This is a genomic window from Streptomyces sp. SID11385 (genome assembly GCF_010548245.1).
Lineage (GTDB): Bacteria > Actinomycetota > Actinomycetes > Streptomycetales > Streptomycetaceae > Streptomyces.
The window spans coordinates 1-1,561 of record NZ_JAAGLR010000126.1; the positions used below are offsets into that span (position 1 = coordinate 1).

Sequence of the window (1,561 nt, forward strand, 5' to 3'; positions counted from 1 at the left end):
TCCGCGTCGCGGCGGAGTGCGCGAGGCGCAGCAGCGCGGGCAGGTCGCAGCCGGCCCGTACGTGCTCCGCGAGCGCGGCGACCGCGTCGACCGCCTCCGCGCGCCGCTCGGCCGCCGGGACGAGGCCGAGGTGCCGCGAGGGCGTGAACAGCTCCTTCGTGCGGCGCAGCACCCCGAGCACGGGCACGCCCGCCTCGTCGAGCGCGGCCCGCAGCAACTCCTCGTGCCGGTCCGAGCCGACCTTGTTGAGGATCACCCCGCCGATCCGCACCTCCGGGTCGAAGGACGCGAACCCGTGCACGAGCGCCGCGACCGAGCGCGACTGCGCCGAGGCGTCCACGACGAGCACGACGGGCGCCCCGAGCGCCTTCGCGACCTGCGCGGTCGAGGCCAGCTCGCCCTGCCCCGCGGCGCCGTCGTAGAGCCCCATGACGCCCTCGACCACGGCGAGGTCCGCGCCGCGCGCGCCGTGCGCGAAGAGCGGCAGGAGCGCGTCGGTGCCGCACAGGTACGCGTCGAGGTTGCGCCCGGGCCGTCCCGTCGCGAGCGCGTGGTAGCCGGGGTCGATGTAGTCGGGCCCCACCTTGTGCGGCGACACGGAGAGCCCGGCCGCGCGGAAGGCGGCCATGAGCCCGGTCGCGACGGTCGTCTTGCCGCTGTTGGAGGAGGGCGCGGCGAGGACGAGGCGCGGCGGGAGGGGCGCGCCCGGCGCGTCCGGCGGCGGGGTCGTGCTCACCACTCGATGCCCCGCTGCCCCTTCTGCCCCGCGTCCATCGGGTGCTTGATCTTCGTCATCTCGGTGACGAGGTCCGCCGCGTCGATCAGCTCCCGCGGCGCGTTGCGCCCCGTGACGACGACGTGCTGGTTGCCGGGGCGGGTCCGCAGGGTCTCGACGACCTCGGCGGTGTCGATCCAGCCCCAGTGCAGCGGGTACGCGAACTCGTCGAGCACGTACAGCCTGTACGTCTCGGCCGCGAGGTCCCGCTTGACCTGCTCCCAGCCCTCGCGGGCCTTGTCCTCGTTGGAGTCCTGGCCGTCGCGCTGGACCCAGGACCAGCCCTCGCCCATCTTGTGCCAGGCGACCGTGCCGCCCTCGCCCGAGGCGCCGAGGACGCGCAGCGCGTTCTCCTCGCCGACCTTCCACTTCGCCGACTTGACGAACTGGAACACCCCGATCGGCCAGCCCTGGTTCCAGGCCCGCAGCGCGAGCCCGAAGGCGGCCGTCGACTTGCCCTTGCCCGGGCCCGTGTGGACCGCGAGCAGCGGCCTGTTGCGGCGCTGGCGCGTCGTCATCCCGTCGTCCGGCACGACGGCCGGCTGTCCCTGCGGCATTACGCAGCCCTCCTTGTCGTGGCGGCGCCCTGTCCGCCCCGTACGTCCTTCACGAGCCCGGCGAGCGCGTCCGCGCGCAGCTCGTCGAGCGTCACCGCGCTCCCGCCGAGCCGCCCCGCGAGATCGCCCGCGAGCCCGAGCCGTACCGGCCCCGCCTCGCAGTCCACGACGACCGAGGCCGTCCCGTCCGCCGCGAGCAGCCCCGCCGCGCGCCGCGCGAGCGGCAGCG

The 1,561-nt window shown here is 75.6% G+C and carries 2 protein-coding genes and 1 pseudogene; all 3 read right to left on the reverse strand.

Translation table 11 applies throughout. The features are described 5' to 3' along the window. Nucleotides 1-736: cobyrinate a,c-diamide synthase (locus tag G3I42_RS04150; RefSeq protein ID WP_164282480.1), on the reverse strand; the 736-nt coding region annotated here is incomplete at its 3' end. Next, nucleotides 733-1,332: a cob(I)yrinic acid a,c-diamide adenosyltransferase gene (cobO, locus tag G3I42_RS04155; RefSeq protein ID WP_164282481.1), complete on the reverse strand. Its 600-nt coding sequence runs from the start codon at nt 1,330-1,332 to the stop codon at nt 733-735. The genes G3I42_RS04150 and cobO, both read right to left, overlap by 4 nt. Then, nucleotides 1,332-1,561, reverse strand: a pseudogene (locus G3I42_RS04160) (magnesium chelatase); the annotation flags it as partial. The gene cobO and the pseudogene G3I42_RS04160, both read right to left, overlap by 1 nt.

Excerpts from the sequence above, each read along its gene's own strand:
- cobO (WP_164282481.1), bottom strand. The coding sequence starts at position 1,332 with ATGCCGCAGGGACAGCCGGCCGTCGTGCCGGACGACGGGATGACGACG.